Genomic DNA, 15,249 nt, shown 5'->3' on the forward strand with positions numbered 1-15,249 from the left:
CGGGTTCGGGGGGTGGCTACGCGGTGCGGGCCAGGTCGGCGGCGCCGACGATGCCGGCGGCGGAGCCCATCGAGGCCAGCACGACCTCGGCGCGCGGGCGGTGGATGCCGCCGGTGAGGTAGTGCTCGAAGGCCTTGGCGACCGGGTCGAGCAGCAGGCGGCCGGAGTCGGAGACGCCGCCGCCGAGGACGAAGACGCCCGGGTCGAAGAGCGCGGCGAGGTCGGCCATGCCGCGGCCGAGCCAGTCGGCCAGTTCCGCGTAGCACTCCAGGGCGAGCGGGTCGCCCTCCTCGGCCGCCTCGGTGATGTGGATGCCGCGGATGGTCTCGGCGACGCCGTCGTTGAGCTCCAGCATCCGCCGGCCGCGCACCTGGTCGGCGGCGGCCTTCTCCCGGCCGTAGCGGCGCAGCGCCCGCCCGGAGCCGTACTGCTCCCAGCAGCCCTTGCCGCCGCAGCCGCAGGCCAGGCCGTCGGGGACCATGTTGAGGTGGCCGATCTCGCCGGCCACGCCGAACCGGCCGCGGTGCAGCCGGCCGTCGAGGACGATGCCGCCGCCGATGCCGGTGCCGACGGTGATCAGCACCATGTCCCGGTGGTCGGCGGCGGCGCCGAAGCGGAACTCGGCCCAGGCGGCGCAGTTGGCGTCGTTCTCGACGACGGTGTCCAGGCCGGCGAGCTCCTCGATGCGGCCGCGCAGCGGCTCGTTCTCCCAGTCGATGTTGGGAGCGAAGATCACCGTGGAACGGTTGCTGTCCACGAAGCCGGGGGCGCCGACGCCGACGGCGGTGACGTCGGGGTGCTGCTCCTTGAGCTCGCGCACGGCCTGCGCGATGGCATCGACCGCCCACTGCGGGTCGGCCGGGGTGGGCACCCTGGTCCGGGCCAGGATCGCGCCCGCCTCGTCGACCACGCCTGCCGCGATCTTGGTCCCGCCGACATCGACGCCGATGGTCAGAGCCATGTGTCCCTCAGCTATTCACTCGTTCCCGCTGGGCGGAACGGTACCGCCCAACCCTGCCCCCCGTACACAGCCTCGCATACATTAACCGAAGACAATCATGGACCAACCGGGCCGCCAAGCTTCAAAAGTCGTATCTAATCGCCCGCTTCGTCACGCACCAGAGCAACGCGATCACGGTTCGAAGGTTACGGATTCACTGCTTGGCGGACGCCTCGTCAGGCGTGTCGAGGTCGATCCGCTCGGTGGGGGAGCCCTCGCCAGCCGTCCAGCGGTGCTCGTGGCCGGCCACCGCGGCCCGGTAGGCGGCCAGCAGTTCGGTGCCCGCGGCGGCCAGTCCGGAGCCGGCAGCGGCGAGGTGGGAGTAGACCTCGGGCTGCTGGGTGCGCAGCCGGTCGGCCAGCCCGGAGAGGGTGATCAGGGTGTCGGCGCTCGCCTCCTGCGCCTTCTGGCCGACGGCGGAGGCGAGCTTGCGCACCTCGTCCACCAGCGGGCCCAGCTCCGGCCCGAACGGGTGGGCCTGCGGGCCGCCCGGCTCGGCGGTGGGCTCGGTCCGGTCGTCGGTGCTGGTCATCGCGGGCGCCTCCTCAGCCGTGGCCGCACCCCGCGGCCCTCGGGCCCGACGCTACCGGACAGCCGGTAGGGGCCCCGAAAGGGCTTCAGCCCCGGGGCCAGAGCGCCGGGTCGGGCGCGAACCGTACCGAGAGCGCCCCATCGTGCAGGCTCGCGCCGGCCACCGTGCAGCGGCGCAGCGCGGACGGCAGGGTGAGCACCCGGCGGTGGGCGCCGAGGCCGACGACCAGTTCGTCGCCGCGCCGGACGAGGTCCAGCTCGGCCCGGTCGGCGCCGGGCAGCGCGAGATGCCAGACCAGCAGGCCATCCTCGGCGAGGCGGTCCTCGACCGGCCAGGGCTCGGGGGCCAGCCGCTCCGGGCCGGGCCCGCCCCCGTACAGGCGGTCGGCGACGGCCTCCAGGGTGGCCTCGGCCAGTCCGGTGGCCAGCACCGGGGCGTCGGTCTCGGCGGCGAGCTCGGCCAGTTCCTCCCGGCGGCGGCGGGCCAGCGCGGCCAGCCACGGGTCCGGCGAGTCGGCCGCGCCCTCGGGCAGCACTCCGTGCACCACGACGGCGTCCGGCCGGTGGCCGTGCAGGGCCAACCCGGCCCGGATCCAGCCCAGTTCCCGGTACGGGTGGCCGTCGGCGGGCACGACCAGGCGCACGCTGGTGCCGGGCGCGGCGATCGCGGCGCGGGACTCGGCGAGCACCGCGGCGGCCTTGGTCCGCCCCTCGTACAGCCACTCGGCGGGCATCGGCACGCCGGCCAGGCCGGCCAGCAGCGGGCGCAGCGCCCGGGCGGCCTGCCGCTGCTCGGGGACGAGCCGGTCCAGGTAGCGCTCCAGCTGCTCGGGCAGGGCGAGGGTGGCGATCAGCTCGGCGGGCGGCGGGGCGAGCACGACCAGGACGTCCTGGTCGGCGGCGGGCAGGGCACGCAGCAGGGCGATCCGGGCGATGCCGGGGAGGGCCGTCAGCTCCTCGGGGTCGAGCTGCTCGGCGCCGAGCAGGTCGAGGGCGGGCTTGAGCCGGCTGGTGAGCTCGCCGGCGGCGTACCGGAAGGCGGCCTGCTCGTCGATCCGGGAGACGGTCAGGCCGGGTGCGTAGCGGGCCGGTTCGGGCTCCAGGCGGGTGCCGAGGACGCCGTCCAGGGCGCGGTGCGGGTCGTCGGCGGCCAGCAGCCAGGTGCGGTGGCCGCGCCGGGCGGCGTGCAGGGCGGTGGCGGCGGCCACCACGGGCGCGCCCGCGTCGCCGCTGACCAGGATGGTGCGTGTCGCCGTCATGCCGTCGGCCCCCGTTCCGCCGCGTCAGCCCTGGACGGGCTTCTTGCCGTCGGCGTCCTCGACGCGCTTCTTCAGACCGGCCAGGGCGCGGTCGATGATGACCTTCTCGGCCTTGCGCTTGATCATGCCGAGCATCGGGATCTTGACGTCCACGGCGAGCTGGTACGTCACCTCGGTGCGGCTGCCGGAGAGCGGGGCGAGGGAGTAGGAGCCGTCCAGCGAGCGGAGCATCTGGCTGCGCACGAGGGTCCAGCCGACCTCGCGGTCGCCGTCCCAGGTGTAGGCGAGGACGTGCTCGTCGCGGATGGCGCCGGCGTCGAGCAGCAGGCGGACCTGGGCGGCGCGGCCGTCCTCGCCGGCTTCCAGGACCTCGACCTCCTTGACCTCGCCGGTCCAGGCCGGGTAGGCGGCGAAGTCGGCGATCACGGCCATGACCGTGGCCGGGGTCGCGTCGATGGTGATGCTCGACCTGGTGTGCTCCGCCATGGAATGGCCCTCCGCGTCGTCCCTCTGCCTGCCGGTCCGGTCGAGCGTGCTCGGCCTTGTCCGCCCGGAGCAGGCTACCGCGACCAGCGATCGGCTCGGCCGCGCGGGCCGCGGCTCGGCGGGGGCCCGGCGCCGGTCGGCGGGGCATGCTACCGGCCGGTCACCTCGGGGCTGTCGTAGGGTGCCATTCGAACGACCCGGTCACGGCCTGGTCGGACCCGGCCGGGTGTGACACTTCGAACACCGGAGCCGACCCCCCTGGTCGAAGCTGCCTACCGGGCAGTAACGTCCTGCCGTCCCGCAGCGTCGCGAACGAGGAGCAGTCTTGCTCGACTTCAGCCTTCCGGCTCTCTATCAGGTACCCGGCGGCGGTAATCTCTCCGACCCTGTGCACCGGAACGCGGCGGAGCACCCGGACGTCGCGGTGCTCAGCCGGAAGGTGGACGGCCGCTGGCAGGAGTTGACCGCGGTGCAGTTCCTGGCCGAGGTGCACGCCGCCGCCAAGGGCCTGATCGCCGCGGGCATCGAGCCGGGCGACCGGGTGGGCGTCATGTCCCGCACCCGGTACGAGTGGACGCTGCTGGACTTCGCGATCTGGACGGCCGGCGCGATCACCGTCCCGGTATACGAGACCTCCTCCGCCGAGCAGGTCGAGTGGATCCTCGGCGACTCCGGCGCGGTCGCCGTCGTCACCGAGACCGACCAGCACGTCAAGGTGGTCGACGAGGTCCGCGGCCGGCTCACCGGGCTGAAGCACACCTGGCAGATCGAGGGCGGCGCGATCGCCGCGCTGGCCGAGGCCGGGAAGGACGTCCCGGACGAGACGGTGCAGGAGCGCCGCTCGACCGCGACCGCCGACTCGATCGCCACCATCGTCTACACCTCGGGCACCACCGGCCGCCCGAAGGGCTGTCAGCTGACGCACGCCAACTTCCTCGCCGAGTGCGGCAACGTGGTGGAGCGCCTGGCCCCGCTGTTCCGCACCGGCGACAGCTCCGTCCTGCTGTTCCTGCCGCTGGCCCACGTACTCGGCCGGATCGCCGAGATCGCCACCGCGATGGCGCCGATCAAGCTGGGCCACGTCTCCGACGTCAGGGACGTCACCACCGAGCTGGCCGCCTTCAAGCCGAGCCTGATCCTGGGCGTGCCGAGAGTCTTCGAGAAGGTCTACAACACCGCCCGCGCCAAGGCCCAGGCCGACGGCAAGGGCAAGATCTTCGACAAGGCCGCCGACACCGCGATCGCCTACAGCCGGGCGCTGGACGCCGGCGGCGCGGGCCTGGGCCTGCGGATCAAGCACGCGGTCTTCGACAAGCTGGTCTACAGCAAGCTGCGTGCGGCCCTCGGCGGCCGGGCCACCCACGCCATCTCTGGCGGCGCCCCGCTCGGCGAGCGGCTGGGCCACTTCTACCGGGGCATCGGCTTCACCGTCCTGGAGGGCTACGGCCTGACCGAGACCTGCGCGGCCACCGCCTTCAACCCGTGGGACAAGCCGAAGATCGGCACGGTCGGCCAGCCGGTCCCCGGTGCCTCGGTGCGGATCGCCGAGGACGGCGAGGTCTTCTTCAAGGGCCCGCACGTCTTCACCGGCTACTGGAACAACCCGCAGGCCACCGCCGACACCCTCAAGGACGGCTGGATCGCCACCGGCGACCTCGGCTCGCTCGACTCCGAGGGCTACCTGACCATCACCGGCCGCAAGAAGGAGATCATCGTCACCGCGGGCGGCAAGAACGTCGCCCCGGCCGTGATCGAGGACCGCATCCGGGCGCACGCACTGGTCGGCGAGGTCATGGTGGTCGGCGACCGCAAGCCCTTCGTGGCCTGCCTGGTCACCGTCGACCCGGACTTCTTCCCCAAGTGGAAGGAGCTCAACGGCAAGCCCGCCACCGCCACGGTGGCCGAGCTGAGCCAGGATCCGGACCTGCTGGCCGCCCTCCAGGCCGCGGTGGACGACGGCAACGCGGCCGTCTCGCACGCCGAGGCGGTCAAGAAGTTCCGCCTGCTGGACACCGAGTTCTCCGAGGAGAGCGGCCACCTGACGCCCTCCCTCAAGCTCAAGCGCAACCTCGTGCTGAAGGACTTCGCCGCCGACATCGAGGCGATCTACCAGAAGTAGCCGGGTGCGGGCCCCGCCTCCGGCGAAGGAGACGGGGCCCGCTCACGGGTCCGAGCCCGGTCTAGGCCGCCAGCAGCGAGGTCAGCCGCCCGGCCAGCAGGTCCCAGCGCCAGGAGCGCTCCACCCAGCGCCGCCCGGCCTCGCCCATCCGCCGCCGCAGCTCCTCGTCGCCCAGCAGCCGGACGATCCGCTCGGCTGCCGCGGCGGCCGAGCCGCCCGGCACCACGTACCCGGTCTCGCCCTCCAGCACCGCGTCCGGCGCGCCGCCGGAGTCGCCGGCGACCACCGGCAGACCGGTCGCCGAGGCCTCCAGGTAGACGATGCCCAGGCCCTCGACGTCCAGCCCCCCGCGCCTGGTCCGGCAGGGCATCGCGAAGACGTCCCCGGCCCCGTAGTGGGCGGGCAGCTCCTCCCACGGCACCGAGCCGGTGAAGCGCACCGAGGCCCGGACCCCCTTGGCGTCGGCCAGCTTCTCCAGGTCCGCCCGGTACGGGCCGCCGCCGACGATCAGCAGCACGGCGTCCGGCACGTCGGCGAGGATCTGCGGCATCGCCTCGATCAGCGTGTCCTGGCCCTTGCGCGGCACCAGCCGGGAGACGCAGACCACCACCGGCCGGTCCGCCAGCCCGAGCCGGCGACGCACCTCGGCGCCCCCCGAGCCCGGGTGGAAGGTCGTCTCGTCCACGCCCGGCGGCAGCTGCACCATCCGGGCCGCGGCCTGCGGCCCGACCGCGCCCGCGATCCGGGACCGGGTGTACTCCCCCAGGTAGGTCAGCACGTCGGTGCCCGCGCCGATCCGCCGCAGCAGCTGCCGGGCGGCCGGCAGCTGGGCCCAGGCGGCCTCGTGCCCGTGGGTCATGCCGAGCAGCCGCGCCGCACCGGCCCGGCGCAGCGCGGGCGCCATCAGCCCGAGCGGGGCGGCGGCGCCGAACCAGACCGAGTCGCACTTCTCCGCCCGCAGGATCTCGGCGGCCCGCCGGGTGACCCGCGGTGTGGGAACCATCACCTTCGTCCGGTCCCGGATCACCGGGAACGGCTGCTCGGCGTCGAAGCGGGCCACCTCGCTGCCGTCCCGCCAAGTGGAGGCGTACACCACGATGCTCCCGGCGGGCTGACGCACAGCCATGTTGTGCACGAAGGCCTGGATGCCGCCGGGGCGGGGCGGGAAGTCGTTGGTGACGATCAAGGTTCGGTGCATTCAGGCCACGGCTCGCTTGTCGGGGGGTGCTCGGTGTACCGCTGGGTGATCCGTACGATAGGTCAACACCATGACCCGCCGGGAACGGATCCGCGCACGGCAACCGTTTCACCCCCGGGTCAGTCCTAGAACCTAGGCGGCCGGTGGCGGCCCGGCCCAGCGTGCCGTGCCCGCCCCTCCGACCGCCCGGGCGTCCGTCGCGCGGCGCCTCCGGTGGGACGTCCGAGACGAACGAGGGAGCGCAGTGGAGTTGGCCCCGGCCACCGAGTCCGGTACACCCAGCGGCGCCGCCGGCCCCGGCCCGACGCCGGCCGCCCGGCAGGAGCCGGCCCGTGCCCCCGGCCGGCCGTTCGGGGCGCTCGCCGCACTCGGCGCCACCTGGGTGGCCACCCGGACGGTGCTGGTGCTGCTGATGACCGGCGTGGTCAAGGGGCTCGGCGGGGACATCACCGCCGACGTCTGGATGATCTACCACGCCTGGTACGGCGTCCTGCAGACCGGCACCTTCCCGTTCGACGACGTGACCTGGCAGTACCCGCCCGGCGCGGCCCTGGTGATCCTGCTGCCCGGCCTGCTGCCCTGGTCGTACCTGGTCTCCTTCTGGGTGATCTGCGGGATCGCCGACGTCGCCGCCACCGCCCTGCTGGTCCGCACCGGACTGCGCCGGGGCCGGGCACTGACCGGCGCCTGGATGTGGGTGGTGGCCGTGCCGCTGCTCGGCCCGATGGTCTACAACCGGCTGGACATCATCGTCACCGCGATCGCCCTGGCCGGCCTGCTGGCGCTGATCCGCCGCCCGGCGATCGGCGGGATGCTGCTCGGCCTGGGCGGGATCATCAAGATCTGGCCGCTGCTCGCCCTGATCGGCACCCCCTCCGGCCGCCGCACCCGCCGCGCCTGGACGCTGGCCGCGGCCACCGCCGTCTCGGTGGGCTTCCTGCTCGCGGCCGGGATGAACGGCGCCTTCGGCTTCCTCGCCTTCCAGAAGGAGCGCGGCATCGAGGTGGAGTCGCTCGGCGCGCTGCCGCTGCACTTCGCCCGGCTCGCGGACGCCTGGGACGGCAGGGTCACCATGAACTACGGCTCCCCGGAGATGCTCGGGCCGTGGGTCCCCGTGATCAGCAAGGTGATGATGGCCGGCACCGTGCTGGGCTTCGCCTGGCTGCTGCTCTGGCGCTTCACCGCCAAGCGCCGCAACGCGGCCACCATGTACGACGCGGCGCTCAGCGCGCTGCTCATCTTCACCGTCACCAGCCGGGTGATCAGCCCGCAGTACCTGGTCTGGCTGATCGGCGTCGCCGCCGTCTGCCTGACCGTGCGCAACAGCAGCCAGCGGCCGGTGGCCCTGCTGATCCTGCTCGCCTGCCCGCTGACGCTGGCCGAGTTCCCGCTGATGTTCAGCCGGATCCTCGCCAGCGAACCCTGGGGCGTCACCGTGCTCAGCCTGCGCAACCTGCTGCTGCTGGCCGCCACCGTGCTCTCCTGCGTCCGGCTCTGGCGCGCCACCCGCGGCCCGGCACAGCTCCCGGCGACGGTGGTGCTGGCCAAGCCCGAGCCGGTGCCCGCCGGCGCCTACCCGGTGCGCCCCGGCATCGCCTACGAGCAGGACCTGCTGGACGGCATCGACCGGCCCAGCACCCCGGCCAGGCAGCGGCCCGGCACCCCGGCCAGGCAGCGGCGCTGAACGCCGCGCGCGCCGTCAGGCTCTGTCCGGCCGATCCTGCCGGGCCCGCGACGCCGGACAGGACCTAATCGCGCAGCGCGGCCACCTCGTCCAGCCAGAGCCGGGTGAACTCGGCCAGGCCGACGCCCGGTCCGGCCCGGAGCAGCCGGTCCAGCCGGTGGTCCCGGTCCGCCCCCTCCCCGTCGGCCGCGCCGACCGCCCGGTAGAACGCCACGAGCCGCTCGGGCCCGTAGCGCCGGGCGAGCAGCTCGCAGGCGAGCCAGGCCTGCTCGTACGCCTGGGCGATGCCGTCGGCCCCCGCGGTGAAGTCCCGGTCGGCGGGCAGCGCGGTGGGCAGCCGGCCGGCGGCGACGTCCCGGGCCAGCTCGGGGGCGATCTGCTGCGGGCGCCGGCCGGAGCCCCGGTAGGCGGTCCAGTCGGCGACGCCCTCGGAGAGCCAGAGCGGTGTCCAGGCCCGGGTGTCGGCCCTGGTCGCGACGTGGGTGGCCTCGTGGGTGACGACCACCTGCCGGCCGAAGTCGCTGAGCCGCCCGAACGTGCCGGGGTTGACCAGCACCCGGTCGGCGGGGGTGTGCCAGGGCGCGCCGGGGGCGGCCGAGGTGACCGCCGCCATGCCCGCCCAGCCCGCCGGGTCGACCTCCAGCAGCCGGGCGAACTGCTCGGCGGTGGCGGGTACTTCGAGCAGCAGGCGGCCCGCCCAGCCGGTGCCCCAGACCTCGCTCACGGCGGGTGCGGCCCGGTCGGCCACCGCGACCAGACCGGCCGGGTCGGGCCCGTCGGCCAGTCCGAGCACCAGGCAGTGCGCGCCCGCCGCGGACCGGGCGGAGCCGAGGTCCCAGAGCGCCGGGGGCCCGCTCGCGCTCTCCTCCCGGTCGACCCGCCAGCCGCCGCCGGCCAGGACCAGGTCGATCCGGCGCGGGTACACCACCGGGTAGTCGTCGTACCCGGTGATCCGGACCGCCAGGTCGGCGGCGGCCGTGAGCCGCTCCGGTCCGGCGTCCGCGCCGAGCACCAGGTTGCGGTAGCCGGCCTCGATCGCCGCCGGTCCGGACCAGGAGGGCAACGCCCGGGCCCGCGCGTCCAGCAGCGCGGCCACCTCGGCCCGCCGGTCCGACGCCCACCGGTCCGACGCCCGCCCGGCCGCGGAGGGGGCCGCCGGGGCCGCCGGCGGCAGCGACAGCTGGGCCAGCCCGCCGGCCGCGAGCAGCAGCGCACCGCGCCGGGACAGCGTCCGGCGGGCGCCGTCTATCGGGTGGGGGGCATCGTCTATCGGGTGGGGGGCGTCGGGGTCGGACGGTGCCGGGCTCAGAGCCGGACCACCCCCGCGACCGGCATCGCGTTGACGCTCTCGTAGCGGACCTTGGCGCCCGGGTAGGGGGCGTGCACGATCACCCCGCCGCCGGCGTACATCCCGACGTGGTGCATGTCCCGGTAGAAGATCACCAGGTCTCCCGGCCGCGCTTCGGAGAGGCTGACCCGCTGCCCGGCGTACGCCTGGGCCTGCGAGGTGCGCGGCAGGGTCACTCCGGCCTGCCGCCAGCTGTAGTACATCAGACCGGAGCAGTCGAAGGCGCGGGGCCCGGTGGATCCGTAGAGGTAGGGCGAGCCGATCATCCGCACCGCGGCCGCCAGCGCGGCCGCCCCGCGCTCGGAGGCGGGCGGGGCCGTGCCGAGGTCCAGCCGGTCGGTGCCCCGGGTGGCGCGCTGCTCGGCCTCCCGGGCGTCCTGGGCGGCCATCCGGGCCCGCTCGGCGACGCCCAGGCTGTTGAGGAGCCGCTGGGCCTCGGTGAGCCGCTGCTGGATCTGCTGCTTGCTGTCGGCGAGCGAGCGGCGGGCCTGGTCGAGTTCGGCGAGCTTGCCGGCGGTCTCGGTGCGGCGCTGGTCGAGCCGGCGCTGGCGGGTGGCCAGTTCGTGCAGGGTCTCCTGCTGCCGCTCGGCGGCCTGGTCGAGGGTGCGGGCCCGGGACAGGTAGCCCTCCGGGTCGGTGGAGAGCATCAGCTGGACGGTCTGGGCCATGCCGCCGCCGCGGTACTCGGCGCCGGCCACGGTGGCGAGGTCGCCGCGCAACTGGTTGAGCTGGTCCTGGGCGACGGCGATCTCGCCCTGGAGGACGGTCGTCTCGCCCTGGAGCCGCTGCTGCGCCTCCTGGGCGGCGTTGTACTTCTCGGACGCCTGCTCGGCCTCGCCGTAGAGCTGCTCCACCTGCGCCTTGACGTCCTTGCGGGTGGGCGTGTCCGGCGCGGCGGGGGCGGCCTGGGCGCTGCCGCCCGTCGTCACACCCAGGGCGGTGGCGGCGGCCGCGGTCAGCACCAGCGCACGGGCGAGCAGTTGGGAACGACGGTGCACGGGCATGGCGGCAGCGGCTCCGATCCGGCGGTGGGCCCCGCCGCCGCCCCAACGCGGGCGGCCCTGGAAGCGGAGTCCGGTGGCAGACGTTAGCGAGTCCGGGCAACCGAGTCCAAACCCCTGCCAACCCGAATATTTGACCCGCAATCGGACATCAGTCCGATGCGCCGGAAAAGCCGCAGGCCCGGCCTTCCGTGGTGGAAGGCCGGGCCTGGGAGGGCCTGAGCGGGGATCAGACCCGCACGATGGAGGTCAGCGGCATGTTGCCGACGGCCTCGTAGCGGACCGACGCGCCCGGCTTGGGCGCGTGCAGCACCTGGCCGTTGCCCGCGTAGATGCCGACGTGGTGGGCGTCCCCGTAGAAGATCAGCAGGTCGCCGGGCTGGGCCTGGGAAAGGTCGGTGCCGATCCGGGTACCGGCGTGGGCCTGCTCCTGCGAGGTGCGCGGCAGCGAGACGTCGACCTGGTTGAACGCCCAGACCATCAGGCCCGAGCAGTCGAAGGAGCCGGGGCCGGAGGCGCCGTAGACGTACGGGCTGCCGATCTTGGAGGCGGCGATGGACAGCGCCGCGGCGCCGCGCGAGCTGCCGGCGCTCGGCTTGGTGACCGGCGCGGCGGGGGCCTGCGACGCGCTCAGGTCGGTGCGGCTGTTGTCGCGGGAGGAGCGGTCGGCGGCCTGCTGGGCCGCCGCCTGCTGCTGGGCGGCCTTCGCGGCGGCGTCGGCCTTCGCCTTGGCCTCGGCGGCGGCCTTCTCCTCGGCCGCGCGGATCGCCTGGCGCTCCTGCTCGGACAGGGTGTTGAAGAGGTCCTGCGCGGCCTTGAGCTTGCCCTGGACCTCGTCCTTGGCGCTCTTCAGCTGCTGGGTGGTGGTCTCCATCTCGGCGAGCTTGCCCTGGGCCTCGGAGCGCACCTGGTCGAGCTTGCGCTGCTCGTCCTGGAGCTGCTTGAGCTGGCCCTTCTGGGTGCCGCCGGCCTGGTTCAGCGTGTCGGCCTGGCTCAGGAAGGTGTCCGGGCTGGCGGAGAACATCAGCTGGACGGTCTGGGATATGCCGCCGTTGCGGTACTGCTCGCCGGCGATCTCGGCCAGGCCGCCCTGGAGGTCGGTCACCTGCCCCTGCTGCCGCGCCACCTGGTCCTGCAGGTCGGTGACCTGCTTCTGCAGCTGCTGCTGCTTCTCCTGGGCGGCGTTGAGCTTCTCGGTCGCGACCTCGGCCTGCTCGTTGAGCTGGTCGACCTGCTCCTTGACCTGGTCCTTGGTCGGCTGCGGGTCGGCGTGGGCGCCGGACTGCGCGGACAGCGCGACGGCCGCCGCGGCGAAGCCGGTCAGGATCGAGACCCGGGTGCGACTGGCGGGCTTGGGACGACGATGGGACGCCACGAAGGCGGACTCCTTCTTCCTACGCCGTCTACCGGGTGAGCTGACGGGTTCGGGCCGGAAGCGTGCCCTACGACGCCTCACGGCCGTTCCACCGGCCGACCTGGCGCCGATTCACCCCGGAGGAACGTGGTTCCCCGGCTCCGTTCGACAGCACCCCCGACTGCTGGGCTCCCCGTCGGGCAGGCACTGGGCCCGCCCCGCTGCGTCACGAACTCGACGGAAACCACCGCCGTCACCCTGGCTGGGCGATCGGGAGTGCGGTGGTTCGGGGCACGACCCTAGTAACTGAACCGTGATCCGTTCAAATCCTTGTCAGAAAAAAGACGGAAGAAGACCAAAGTTCTTTTGTGAATATGACACATAGTGATCACCGCCGTACGCAAAGCTGATCACTCTTCACCGGGGACTCGCGCTGCGGACAAAACCCGAACGCCACCCCCGGTCGGAGGGTGGCGTGGATCACAGGCCCGGACGGGGCCCTTCGGGCGTGTCGGGCCGTCAGACCCGGCGGATCGTGTTGATCGGCATCGCGTCGACCTTCATCACCTTCACCACGTCGCCGGTGTGCGGCGCGTGCACCACCATGCCGTTGCCGATGTACATCCCGACGTGGTGCCGGTCGGCGCCGTAGATGACCAGGTCGCCCGGCTGGGCCTGGTCCAGCGAGACCTTGGTGCCGACGTTGCCCTGCTCCTGCGAGGTGCGCGGCAGCGAGACGCCGGCCTGGCCGTACGCCCAGACCATCAGGCCCGAGCAGTCGAAGGTGGTCGAGCCGGTGGCGCCCCACACGTACGGCGAGCCCTGCTTGCTCATCGCCTTGGCCACGGCCACGCCCGCGTAGCCGCCGGCCTGCGGGAGGCTGCCGAGGTCGGCACGGTCGCTGCCGCGCGAGGCGCGGTCGTCCTGCTGCTGCTGGGCCCGCAGCGCGGCGCGGTCGGAGGCGCTGAGCGAGTTCAGCAGGTCCTGCGCGGCCTTCAGCTTCTGGTTGACGTCCGTCTTGGCCTGGTTCAGGTCCTTGGTGGTGGAGTCGAGCGAGGCCAGGACGGCGGCGGCCTCGGACTTCTCCTGGTCCAGCCGGCGCTGCTGGTCCAGCAGTCCCTTGAGCGCCTCCGACTCGCTGGCGCTGGCCTGCTGGGCGCTGGACGCCTTCTCCAGGTAGCCCGACGGGTCCGAGGAGAGCATCAGCTGGACGGACGGGTCGATGCCGCCGGTGCGGTACTGCTCGCCCGCCACGCCGGCCAGGCCGGTCTGGAGCTGGGTCATCTCGTCCTGGCTGCGGGCCACCTTGTCCTGCAGCTGGTCGGACTGCTTGCGGAGCTGGTCGGCCCGCTCCTTGGCGCCGTTGTACTTCTCCGCCGCCTGCTCCTGGTCCTGCTGGAGCTGGTCGATCTGCGCCTTGACGTCGGTCTTGCTCGGCTGGGGCGCGGCGTGCGCGGCGACCTGCGCGGAGAGGGCGACCGCGGTCGCCGCGGCAGCGGTGAGCACGGAGACCCGGGCGCGGCTCGGCTGCTTGGGACGGCGGTGGGAGGCCAAGGGAATTGCTCCTTCTTCCATCGGCCTCACCCGATCAGGTGAGAATCCGGAAAATAGGTTTGACGCCACACCCTAGGGAAGATCCACGGGTTTTGCCACTCCCCCGAAGGCGTGAACTCCACTTCCCCCGCAGGCTTCACTGGATGTGCACACCGCCGCAAACCGGGCGCTGACCAGGCCTCATCCCACCGCGGCAGCCGTCAGGGCCGCGCCAGCCGGTTCAGCAGCAGAACGGAAGCCACGGGGCGCGCGCCGGCCTTCCGCACGCCCTCCGCGACCTCCCGGTCGGTGGACACCACCACCACCGGACGACCCTGCGGCTCGGCCCGCACCAGACGGCGGATCAGCTCGTCCGCGGTCTCGCCGGTCCGGCTGAACCGCACCCGCACCCCGCGCGGTGGCGCCATGATCACCGGAACGTCCAGGTCCTGCCCGTCGAACACGCAGGTGACCTCCGCCTGCGTGCGCTGGGCCAGCATCGCCAGCCCGCCCAGCAGCCGGATCCGCTGCTGCTCCAGCGGCAGCGTCGGATAGCCCGTCTTGGTCACGTTGTAGCCGTCCACCACCAGGTGCACCTGCGGGATCGCCAGCAGCTGGTCCAGCAGCGCCGGATCGTCGTCGGCCAGACCGCGCCGGGCCACGTCGTGCGGCGAGGCCGCACCCGGCACCACCGCCTCCACCAGGTCCCCCGGCCGGATCTGGGAGACCGGCAGCGCCAGCTCCCGCTGGAGCCCCTGCGCCGACTGCAGCACCGTGTCCAGCAGCAGCCGCAGCCGCATGTCCTCGACGCTGCGGCCCTCGCGGGCCGACCGGCGGCCCTGCTCGGCCGCCGTCTCCAGCTCGCCGACCCGGTGCCGCAGCCGCCGCGCCTCGGACTCCGCGGCGCCACGCTCGGCGGCCGCCTGCGCCCTCGCGGCCTCCAGCTCGGCGGTCAGCCGCCTGGTCTCGGCCTGCGCCCGGCGGGTGTCGCTCTCCAGCGAGCGCACCTTCTTCCGCAGCGACTCGGCCTCCCGGCGGACGTCCTCGGACTCCGCGCGCTGCCGCTCCAGGTCCGCCCGGGCGGCGGACCGCAGCTCGGCGAGCTCCGCCTGCAACTTCTCCGCCAGCCGGGTGGCCTCGGCGGCCGCGCCCTCGGCGCCGGCCCGCTCGGCCTCCTCCCCGGCCTCGGCCACCAGCCGGCTCCAGCCGGCCGACCGCACCAGGTAGGCGGCGGCCGCGACGTCCATCGGATCGGCGGCGCCCGGAACGCTGCCCGACTCCAACGCCTTCACCAGGTCCGGCTGGCCCAGCCTCAGCCGCTCCGCTATCCGCACCCGGAACGCCGGCTCCGACTCCAGCGCCGCGGCCAGCGCCGTGGCCGCGTACTTGGCCCGCCGGGCCGGGGTGAACTTGACGTACTGGCGCAGGCTCTGCGGCAGCTCGCCGGGCGGCAGCCCGCCGAGCGCGTCCGAGGCCAGGCCGACCACGCGCCGGCGCACGCCCTCGGGCAGCGGCCGGTCCAGCTTCTCGGCACCACGCTCCGGCGCCACCTCGCCGGAACCCGCCACCTCGCCGGAACCCGCCGCCCCGCCGGAGCCCACCGACTCATCGGAACCCGCCGCCCCGCCGACGGCCGCGGGCTCGGACGGAGCCGCGTCGGCGGCCCGCGCCTGCACGGCCGCAGCGGGCTGAAGCCCCTGCGCTTCGGCGGGCTCCCTCGCTGCGTCCACCACGTC

At 74.0% G+C, this 15,249-nt stretch carries 12 protein-coding genes and 1 riboswitch; of the genes, 2 read left to right on the plus strand and 10 right to left on the minus strand.

Annotation, left to right across the window (positions count from 1 at the left end):
* Nucleotides 1-16: 16 nt before the first annotated feature.
* From AB0O82_RS12860 to AB0O82_RS12875, 4 genes are all read right to left on the minus strand, one after another.
* Entirely contained in the window at nucleotides 17-961 is a 945-nt protein-coding gene (locus AB0O82_RS12860) for an ROK family glucokinase (RefSeq protein WP_363582978.1), read from the minus strand.
* 193 nt (nucleotides 962-1,154) lie between these two features.
* Entirely contained in the window at nucleotides 1,155-1,532 is a 378-nt protein-coding gene (locus tag AB0O82_RS12865) for a DUF5304 family protein (protein ID WP_363582980.1), read from the minus strand.
* A gap of 85 nt (nucleotides 1,533-1,617) precedes the next feature.
* A complete protein-coding gene (locus AB0O82_RS12870; protein ID WP_363582982.1) occupies nucleotides 1,618-2,790 on the minus strand; it encodes an ArsA-related P-loop ATPase in 1,173 nt (390 codons plus the stop codon).
* A 24-nt stretch (nucleotides 2,791-2,814) separates the two neighbouring features.
* A complete protein-coding gene (locus AB0O82_RS12875; RefSeq protein ID WP_350884431.1) occupies nucleotides 2,815-3,276 on the minus strand; it encodes an SRPBCC family protein in 462 nt (153 codons plus the stop codon).
* Between the two features lie 325 nt (nucleotides 3,277-3,601).
* Here AB0O82_RS12875 and AB0O82_RS12880 point away from each other — a divergent pair, with 325 nt between their 5' ends.
* Complete coding sequence (locus AB0O82_RS12880; RefSeq protein WP_363582984.1) at nucleotides 3,602-5,395, plus strand: long-chain fatty acid--CoA ligase; 1,794 nt, start codon at nucleotides 3,602-3,604, stop codon at nucleotides 5,393-5,395.
* A 61-nt stretch (nucleotides 5,396-5,456) separates the two neighbouring features.
* Here AB0O82_RS12880 and AB0O82_RS12885 read toward each other — a convergent pair whose 3' ends face one another.
* Nucleotides 5,457-6,593: a glycosyltransferase family 4 protein gene (locus AB0O82_RS12885; protein WP_363582986.1), complete on the minus strand. Its 1,137-nt coding sequence runs from the start codon at nucleotides 6,591-6,593 to the stop codon at nucleotides 5,457-5,459.
* Nucleotides 6,594-6,837: 244 nt separating this feature from the next.
* Between AB0O82_RS12885 and AB0O82_RS12890 the strand changes: the two genes are divergently transcribed.
* Entirely contained in the window at nucleotides 6,838-8,277 is a 1,440-nt protein-coding gene (locus AB0O82_RS12890; RefSeq protein WP_363582988.1) for a glycosyltransferase 87 family protein, read from the plus strand.
* Between the two features lie 64 nt (nucleotides 8,278-8,341).
* On the opposite strand, the gene AB0O82_RS12895 is transcribed toward AB0O82_RS12890, so the two are convergent.
* The 5 genes from AB0O82_RS12895 to AB0O82_RS12915 form a co-directional block, all read right to left on the minus strand.
* On the minus strand, nucleotides 8,342-9,373 hold the full coding sequence (locus tag AB0O82_RS12895) for a hypothetical protein (protein WP_363582990.1): 1,032 nt from the start codon (nucleotides 9,371-9,373) through the stop codon (nucleotides 8,342-8,344).
* A gap of 209 nt (nucleotides 9,374-9,582) precedes the next feature.
* Nucleotides 9,583-10,629, minus strand: coding sequence for an NlpC/P60 family protein (locus AB0O82_RS12900; RefSeq protein ID WP_363582992.1), 1,047 nt, complete (start codon nucleotides 10,627-10,629; stop codon nucleotides 9,583-9,585).
* A gap of 226 nt (nucleotides 10,630-10,855) precedes the next feature.
* On the minus strand, nucleotides 10,856-12,001 hold the full coding sequence (locus AB0O82_RS12905; protein ID WP_363582994.1) for an NlpC/P60 family protein: 1,146 nt from the start codon (nucleotides 11,999-12,001) through the stop codon (nucleotides 10,856-10,858).
* A gap of 10 nt (nucleotides 12,002-12,011) precedes the next feature.
* A riboswitch (cyclic di-AMP (ydaO/yuaA leader) is annotated at nucleotides 12,012-12,161 on the minus strand.
* A 338-nt stretch (nucleotides 12,162-12,499) separates the two neighbouring features.
* Nucleotides 12,500-13,534 carry an NlpC/P60 family protein gene (locus AB0O82_RS12910; protein WP_363582996.1) on the minus strand — a complete coding sequence of 345 codons (1,035 nt, stop codon included), beginning with the start codon at nucleotides 13,532-13,534 and terminating at the stop codon, nucleotides 12,500-12,502.
* Nucleotides 13,535-13,734: 200 nt separating this feature from the next.
* Nucleotides 13,735-15,081 carry an NYN domain-containing protein gene (locus AB0O82_RS12915; protein WP_363583030.1) on the minus strand — a complete coding sequence of 449 codons (1,347 nt, stop codon included), beginning with the start codon at nucleotides 15,079-15,081 and terminating at the stop codon, nucleotides 13,735-13,737.
* Between the last annotated feature and the right edge of the window lie 168 nt (nucleotides 15,082-15,249).

The sequence above is a fragment of the Kitasatospora sp. NPDC088264 genome (assembly GCF_040685715.1).
In the GTDB taxonomy this organism is placed as follows: Bacteria; Actinomycetota; Actinomycetes; order Streptomycetales; family Streptomycetaceae; genus Kitasatospora.